Source organism: Sphingobacterium endophyticum (assembly GCF_009733535.1).
Lineage (GTDB): Bacteria > Bacteroidota > Bacteroidia > Sphingobacteriales > Sphingobacteriaceae > Sphingobacterium > Sphingobacterium endophyticum.
The window spans coordinates 1-7724 of the sequence record NZ_SMMI01000034.1; the positions used below are offsets into that span (position 1 = coordinate 1).

Below are 7724 nucleotides of genomic sequence, written 5' to 3' on the forward strand. Positions count from 1 at the left end.
CTTTCAATGCAAAGATAAAGGCTTTCAGAAGCCAGTTTAGAGGTGTAGGTGACATCAATTTCTTCCTGTTCAGGTTAACCAAATTATTTGCTTAGTCCACAGGTTTTGAAACTGATCCCAAACTTTCGGTATGATCCCAAAAACCCCGGTTCGAATCTGCCACACCCGGACACAAAAAAAGCCCGACGGAGTCGAGCTTTTTATTGTGTCGGGGTGGCAGGATTCGAACCTACGACCTCCACATCCCAAATGTGGCGCGATACCGGGCTACGCTACACCCCGAAATGGTATCACCTTTGTCTTGTGTGGCACAAATATACAATCTTTCCCAATAATCTACCAAATGCTAATCCAAACATTAAATTAACCTATTGATTATTATGGAAATAAATTCAAATTTCCTCCACACAATACCCCTCTTTTAAACGTTTATACTGTAAAATAGGATTTAAATACGATATTTGAACAGGAATCAAACATTCCATCACACATAATTTTCAAGATAATTATGAAGAAACTATTTAGAAATTGCTTGGTCATTTCCCTACTATTTACCGCTTGTGTTTCCAATAACAAGGAGCAACAAGGATCAGACAGTATTTCCGTGGAAAATCCTGATGAATATAACCTCAGCAAACCCGAAATCCTGGAAGATTACATCTTAGCTTTAGACTCAACAGATGTAGGCAGTGTAGGAAAAGCAACTGCTAAATTCAAGGAACTCTTCGAGCAAAAAGAAAGCTCTGAAAATGATAAAGGCGTATCCATTATTATGGACTATATCGATAAAGTATCCATGTATGCGAATCGATCGGTTTTTGAAGAAGACATCAACTACAGACCATTGGTTAATATAGAGTTTGATGGAGGGAAAGCTGCCGTACCGAGCGATCTTGAAGATGTGTACGAAAAGATTAATAATAATGGCTTCCGCGTTCGCGAAGCAGAAGGGATGTTTGACCTTCAACCCAATCCTATTTATTTCCAGGATAATTTCTACCCATACATCACTTCCGACTTTGAAATACTACTCCAACAATTAGGCCGTGACAATATGGAAGGATATGCCTCTGATGCTGCAATTGCCATTCCTTTCCAATCCTTAGTCCAAAGAACGGTATGGTATGAAGACTTCGCCAATAAAACCAAAGGAACAACCGCAGGCGACCTTGCAAAAAAAGAATACGAAAAGTATTTCACTACGCTAACCATCGGTATGGATAATACACCAGCCATCGAAAGCCAGCAAGCATCTCCATATTTTCAGGAAGCATACACCTACCTGAAGGACTTCGCCCCAAACTCCGAAACTTACAAAAAATTAGAACCCTATATCGCTTTACTTCAAGAACAAAAAATCGACGAAGCAAAAGCCTTGGTCCCAAATCTAATCGGAAAATCACTTTAAAATATTTAGCTGGAAAAATTTAATTATAATAAAATCTACATCTTTAAATTTAACCCCCATTCAATTACCCATCAAGTATCAAAAAAAATACTATAAAGCCCCACAAGTCTAACTACTAAATACTATCTACTAAATACTAATCCATGACCCAATCCTTACCCAAGCCAGCCAAAACCGTAGATCTTCATGCAGAAGCCTTTCTTGCAGACCTTGAAGATTATGAATTGGATGAACTGCTTGCGGAATCCATTGATTACTTAAGAGAGAAGTTAGATGCAGCGATTTATTGGTCATACCCTGAGATCAAATTCATCCATGGAAAAGGAAAGGGAGCACTAAAGAACGCTGTTTATGAGGAATTACGCATTTACAAGCAGTCTGGCGCCATAAGTCATTTCCACCCCTCCTATTCCAATGAAGATATTGTCGTGGTTGTTATAGGCTTATAAGACCTTTACACGATAAACCTCATAAGGATATTGAACCATATCCTTTCCTTCATTCCATTGTGCTAGCAGTTGCATTTGTGCACATGAAAAGTAGAGATACCCATCCGAACCAACACCCAACGAATCTGGCCACAATAATCTAGGATCCTGAACTACGATTTCCAATTTCCCATCCGGAGTCAATCTGCGAATGGAATAGTCGATCGAAGTCGTTAGGTAAATATTACCAAGCCGGTCTGCGACCAAACCATGCGTAATCCCAACCTCTCCCATATCCTCAACTTTAGTTAGTAATTCTGTTTCTGAAAGATTTGGATCAGCCAGGTATTTTGTTTCAATGCGGTATAAATTCAGATCATTGATCGGCTTAAAATAAAACCACTTATTATCCTTTGTCAAAGCTATTCCATTGACATTAGACTTAAACGGATTACCATCCTTATCCCGCATTTCATGATCATTGTACTTCAGCACAATATCCTTTTTTGCCAGCGTAAATTTAGTATTGGAAAGCACTTTTCTGGTTTTACCGGTTTTTAAGTCCAATACAATGATCGAAGCTTGCCCCGGATCCGACAGATAGGCCAATTGCTTATCTGTATCCACACGAACATCATTCAGTCCCGATTTACTTTTATCTAAATCATGAAACGTAAAGAGCTTTTTGACCTGGTTATCTTTCAAATCTATCTGAACCAATTTAAATTGGCCTTCATGTTTTTCAGCACTGCCCGATGCTCCGAAAATAGATCCAGAAGGTGCAGGCTTGGAATCCAAAACCCAAAGTTGATCCTGCGTATCCACATAAATATCTTGAACGTTTAAAAAGTGTGTTTTATAATCTCCTTCTTCTGCATTCCAATCCTTGTTTGGAAAGCCCACCCTTTCGCCGTTTACAATTTCCGTCAGTCCAAACAGGTAGGGATCTTTTTTGGGGAAGGATACAAAAACGCGGTTGTCCGAAGAAACTGAAACCCCAATAGGTTGAGATTTCCCAAAAGAAGCAACAACTTCTAAATTAGGATCCTTTTTTTGAGCCATAGCATTACAGATTAAAGTAGCAGCAATTATAATCGATGAACAGATAATTTTCATAAGCAAATCGTTTCCCTAGCCTTAAAGATAGCATCTAATCAAAGAACAAAAGACCTTCCCTTAAGTTTTATTTCTTTCGACATTCCCTCGACTCTCAGTCGTGTTTTGCTCGTGTCTGGTCCGCACCTTGGTTTGACATTGTCCACAGCTCGTCCGCTTGTGAGCGGACGAGCTGTGGATAACCTTTGGACAAGCTGTGGATGAGACACGAGCAAAACACGAGCAAATACCATCTAAAACCCAACCAAAATCCCAAACTCCATCTAACTCTTACGCTGCCTTTTACACCCACTCCTCTATCCACCTTCACCCTATCCCACACTGACCTTTGTCTTTCCACCTAATCTTCCCCCACAACACCGTACATATTCTACCTTCCATCTAAACTTCCAACCTCCTTAAACCCTTAAACCACTTTAATCCTCTCTTTCCGCATACCCCTACTCCCTCCCAAACCCTATCCTCCACCTTCTACCAGCCCACAAAAAAACCACCCATAAAATATGAGTGGTTTTCTCTTTGTCTCCAAAAGCCTCATTTTCCAGCATCTCGCCAAAAAATCAAGCATCAAAAACAAATCTTTATAGACCCTTAAGGTCTACTGTCTTATGTCTTATGTCTTATGTCTCCCTGTCTATTCTCCCCCCTTAACAATACTAATTTTTCTAAACTCAATCGGACCGTGGTCACCTTGGATATATAGCGGTCCTGGTTCGCCTTCCTTGCTATCCAATGCGCCACCGGTGATTCCCGGGATCTCCTGTTTGGTTATAACCGTTTGTCCATTGATCGTAACAGTAACTAAACGACCTACCAAAGTTATTTCCATATTGTTCCATTCGTTAGGACCTTTGGTCACTAAAGCATTTGGTGTTAGGAAACCATAGATTGCACCGAAATATAAATTTCCGGGATGCCTATCCTTAGGAGAGTCTTCGATTTGAACTTCATAACGGCCTCTTAGATATACACCGGAGTTACTTCCTTCAGGGTATCGGAATTCCAAGTTTAATTTGAAGTCTTCAAACGTATCTTCTGTAATTAAGTTAGCACCAGCAGCTTCATTAGTTAAGATGCCATCTTTTACGGTCCATTTGTTCTGATCGTTAGAAGGTTTCCAACCTGTCAGGTCCTTACCGTTGAACAATTCAACCGCAGCACCCCATTTAGGTTCAGCAGTGCGGTTCAAGTAAGGAGCTTTTGATCCTGAGAAAGTATATTTCTCACCGTTATTGCTAGTGATGGTTCCTTTTAAAGCTCCACCAGCCAATTCACCTTCGATTACAAAATCACCTTCACCACCTTCCCACTGTGGTGGAATGGCGAATGAGAATTTTCCGTCTTTTAAGATGATATGTGAGATAGGTCTGCTACTTCCGCTGTCACCAACCCAGTAACCTACCAAAGTTGCGAAACCCGATAATTTGATTTCAATCCATGAAGGAACTTGCTTGCCGTTTTTGTCAACGTTTAAGTCCCAACGACCTAAAAGGTCTTTGGATTCTTCAGGAATAGTTTGTGATGCAGGATTGTGTTCCACTTCTTCTTTCTTTTCTTGATTGTCTGCTTTTTCTTGATTTCCGTTCTGGCAAGAGGTCAATCCTAATCCTAGAATACTAGTGAAGGCTAACCCGTAAGCAAATTGTTTGATCATCGTTAATTGTATTTGATTGATTGTATATATTAAACTTTATAGTACTGTTCAAATCCTGTCCTTGGCGGAGGACCGATCAGTAATGCATTGGCGAATTTATCGTTTGTAATTTCTTTTTTCACCGGATCGAACTGGAATTTTGAATTTAAGCGCTGTGCAATTACGCCTAAACAGAATACCTGACTCAATGGTCCGGCAATATCGAATGAAGAACGTGTTTTTTCCTCACCTTTACAAGCCTTCAAGAAGTTTGCAAAGTGATTGGATGGTGACGTTGGCACCTCCGGTAATTTATTGGCAAGGTCATTAGCTTTAGATTCCGGGATAATGGAAAGCGTACTTCCATGTGACCCGCCTTTGAAGGTGAGGTCTTTGCCATAGATGATTTTACCGGGATTTAATTTTGCTGGCTCCAGATTTCCAGTACTTGGAGGAGGAATATTCGGGTCTAACCCCGAAACACCATAGCCTTCAGGAATTGGAGGTAGGTTTTTGAGTCCATCATACCACATAATATCCAAAGCAGGCATTCCTTTACGTTTTGGAAAGCTGAACTTTAAGGTCGAAGACATCGGGAAGAAAAAGGAATTATGGCCTTCCAGATATTCAGCACCAACTTCTGTTGGTAAGCCTAGGTTTAGGAACTCGTGGGAAGTATCCAAGATGTGGGCACCCCAATCCCCTAAAGCTCCCATTCCAAAATCAAACCAACAACGCCATTGACCGTTGATAAAGTCTTTATTGTAATTATGTCCGATGGTTTGCATCTGCCATAAATCCCAGTCCAATGTTCCAGGGATTTGTTCTGCTGGCGGGAAGTTTTTCATATTGACATCCCATCCGTGCCATCTCCGTGGCATATTCATATGACCAACGATCTTGGTTACATCTTTAATAATTCCGGCCTCTTTCCAAGCCTTGAACTGGAAATAATTGGCTTCAGAGTGCCCTTGATTACCCATTTGGGTAGCCAGTTTAGGGTTCTTCTTAGCCTTGGCCATCATTAATTCGACCTCCAAAAAGGTCCGAGCCATTGGTTTTTCTACATAAACATGTTTACCTAAGTCCAATGCCATCATGGTAATCGGGAAATGGGAAAAATCCGGAACCCCAATGGAAACCGCATCAATCTGATTACCCATCTTATCAAACATCTGACGGAAGTCTTGAAATCTTGGCACATCAGGAAACTGTTTCAGAATTGCTTCTGTATGTTTTGCGCCCATATCGACATCACATAGTGCGACGATATTACATAATCCGGTTTTATAAAGTTCGCCCAGGATTTCTGCAGCTCTATTTCCGATACCGATTGCGGCCAAGTTTACGCGCTCATTTGGCTTCGCCATCAAGATATTTCCAAAAGGACTGCTCGCCATGGTTAACGCACCACCGGCAATGATAGATTTCTTTAAAAAACTTCGACGTGAAAAATGATGATTCATCAAATTGTGAGTTTAGGTTTACGAATGTTACATGAATGTTTAGCCTAAAATTAAAAAAAAATCCTAATTTCAGGCACCTAATTGGTCATTAATCCATAAACCTGTTACAATAAAGACAAAATAAGATGAAAAGAACCTATCTGAAAACTGCATTGACAAGTTCATTTACCTTTCTCCTATTGAGTAGCTTAACGATCTCCTGCCAGCAAGAAAATAAGGCTGAGGAAGGATGGGAATCCCTCTTCAACGGCAAGGATCTGTCAGGCTGGAAACCCTTGGCAGGGAAAGCAGATTACCATGTGGAAGATGATGCTATTGTAGGGGTCATGACGAAAGGAACACCAAATTCCTTTTTGGTAACTGAAAAAGAATATGGAGATTTCATCTTGGAGGTTGATGTTAAACTAGAGGGAAATACGACGAATTCAGGAATTCAAACACGCAGCCATTATGACTCGACAGCTAACAATGGCAGCGGCAGGGTTTACGGTAGACAATTGGATATCGATCCTACAGGACGTGCCTGGACAGGGGGCATATATGATGAAGGCCGTAGAGAATGGCTTTACACTTTGGAATTAAATCCGAATGCAAAGACAGCCTATAAACCCAATGAATTTAATCACTACAGGATTGAAGCCATTGGAAATGAAACCAAAACTTGGGTCAATGGTGTTCCGGCAGCATTTGTAATCGACAGCTTAGATGATTCCGGATTTATTGCACTTCAGGTGCATAGCATAGCGGATTCATTGGATGGCAAAAAAGTGTATTTCAAAAACATCAAGATACAGACGAAAGATTTAAAGGCAACGGAATTCCCTAAGGATGTTTATGTGGTCAATACGATTGCGAACGACCTTTCAGAAGCTGAAAAAGCAGCAGGATATGCGCTATTATTCAATGGGAAGGACACAACAGGATGGCATAGTGCACGAAGCGACAAATTTCCGGAGAAAGGATGGAAAATCGAAAACGGCATCATACAGGTACAAAAATCGGATGGCGGAGAATCAACCAACGGTGGCGATATCGTAACAAATAAACAATATAAAGCTTTTGACCTATCCTTTGATTTCAAATTGACACCGGGAGCAAATTCTGGAGTTAAATATTTTGTGACCTTAGATGAGGCCACAAAAGGTTCGGCAATCGGACCGGAATACCAAATTTTAGATGATGAGCTGCATCCCGATGCTAAATTGGGGAAAGATGGAAATAGAACATTGGCTTCTTTATATGATCTAATTACCTCTGACAGAAATCCTAGACCTAGAAAACCAATTGGTGAATGGAACCGAGGAAGAATTGTCGTAACTCCGGATAACCATGTTACTTATTTTCTGAATGGATTCAAGATGTTGGAGTTCGTTCGAGGATCGGAGGATTTCAGGAAATTAGTTGCAGGTAGTAAATATAAAGATTGGAAAGATTTTGGAGAAGCAGAGCAGGGACATATCCTATTGCAGGATCATGGCGATGCAGTAGCTTTTAGAAGCATAAAGATTAAAGAACTATAAAAAGAAATAGGCCCTGATCGTAGTCATGGTCGGCAGATTTTCTTCCGACTTTTTTGTTTTTTATATGTGCAAAAATAATTTTATAATTATCTGATAATCAAATAATTAACTTGTTTTTATCGTTTAAATTTTGTATTTTTATACTGATAATCA

6 protein-coding genes and 1 tRNA gene are annotated in these 7724 nt (G+C 40.3%); 3 read left to right on the forward strand and 4 right to left on the reverse strand.

The window, feature by feature from the left end; genetic code table 11:
• Window positions 1-208: 208 nt before the first annotated feature.
• Window positions 209-282, reverse strand: a tRNA-Pro gene (locus tag E0Y80_RS20320).
• Between the two features lie 226 nt (window positions 283-508).
• Between E0Y80_RS20320 and E0Y80_RS20325 the strand changes: the two genes are divergently transcribed.
• A complete protein-coding gene (locus E0Y80_RS20325; RefSeq protein ID WP_156309479.1) occupies window positions 509-1408 on the forward strand; it encodes a hypothetical protein in 900 nt (299 codons plus the stop codon).
• A 143-nt stretch (window positions 1409-1551) separates the two neighbouring features.
• A complete protein-coding gene (locus E0Y80_RS20330; protein WP_156309480.1) occupies window positions 1552-1857 on the forward strand; it encodes a Smr/MutS family protein in 306 nt (101 codons plus the stop codon).
• Here the strand turns inward: E0Y80_RS20330 and E0Y80_RS20335 are convergent.
• The 3 genes from E0Y80_RS20335 to E0Y80_RS20345 form a co-directional block, all read right to left on the reverse strand.
• Window positions 1852-2952 carry an SMP-30/gluconolactonase/LRE family protein gene (locus tag E0Y80_RS20335; RefSeq protein WP_156309481.1) on the reverse strand — a complete coding sequence of 367 codons (1101 nt, stop codon included), beginning with the start codon at window positions 2950-2952 and terminating at the stop codon, window positions 1852-1854. The genes E0Y80_RS20330 and E0Y80_RS20335 overlap by 6 nt on opposite strands.
• A 634-nt stretch (window positions 2953-3586) precedes the next feature.
• Window positions 3587-4606, reverse strand: a complete 1020-nt coding sequence (locus E0Y80_RS20340) for a 3-keto-disaccharide hydrolase (RefSeq protein WP_156309482.1) — start codon at window positions 4604-4606, stop codon at window positions 3587-3589.
• A gap of 29 nt (window positions 4607-4635) precedes the next feature.
• Window positions 4636-6051, reverse strand: a complete 1416-nt coding sequence (locus tag E0Y80_RS20345) for a Gfo/Idh/MocA family oxidoreductase (protein WP_156309483.1) — start codon at window positions 6049-6051, stop codon at window positions 4636-4638.
• A 125-nt stretch (window positions 6052-6176) separates the two neighbouring features.
• Between E0Y80_RS20345 and E0Y80_RS20350 the strand changes: the two genes are divergently transcribed.
• Window positions 6177-7571 carry a 3-keto-disaccharide hydrolase gene (locus E0Y80_RS20350; protein WP_156309484.1) on the forward strand — a complete coding sequence of 465 codons (1395 nt, stop codon included), beginning with the start codon at window positions 6177-6179 and terminating at the stop codon, window positions 7569-7571.
• The last annotated feature ends 153 nt before the right edge of the window (window positions 7572-7724 follow it).

What these genes read in the sequence shown, in the direction of transcription:
- E0Y80_RS20325 (WP_156309479.1), top strand. Translation starts at nt 509, where the DNA reads ATGAAGAAACTATTTAGAAATTGCTTGGTCATTTCCCTACTATTTACC.
- E0Y80_RS20330 (WP_156309480.1), top strand. Translation starts at nt 1,552, where the DNA reads ATGACCCAATCCTTACCCAAGCCAGCCAAAACCGTAGATCTTCATGCA.
- E0Y80_RS20335 (WP_156309481.1), bottom strand. Translation starts at nt 2,952, where the DNA reads ATGAAAATTATCTGTTCATCGATTATAATTGCTGCTACTTTAATCTGT.
- E0Y80_RS20340 (WP_156309482.1), bottom strand. Translation starts at nt 4,606, where the DNA reads ATGATCAAACAATTTGCTTACGGGTTAGCCTTCACTAGTATTCTAGGA.
- E0Y80_RS20345 (WP_156309483.1), bottom strand. Translation starts at nt 6,051, where the DNA reads ATGAATCATCATTTTTCACGTCGAAGTTTTTTAAAGAAATCTATCATT.
- E0Y80_RS20350 (WP_156309484.1), top strand. Translation starts at nt 6,177, where the DNA reads ATGAAAAGAACCTATCTGAAAACTGCATTGACAAGTTCATTTACCTTT.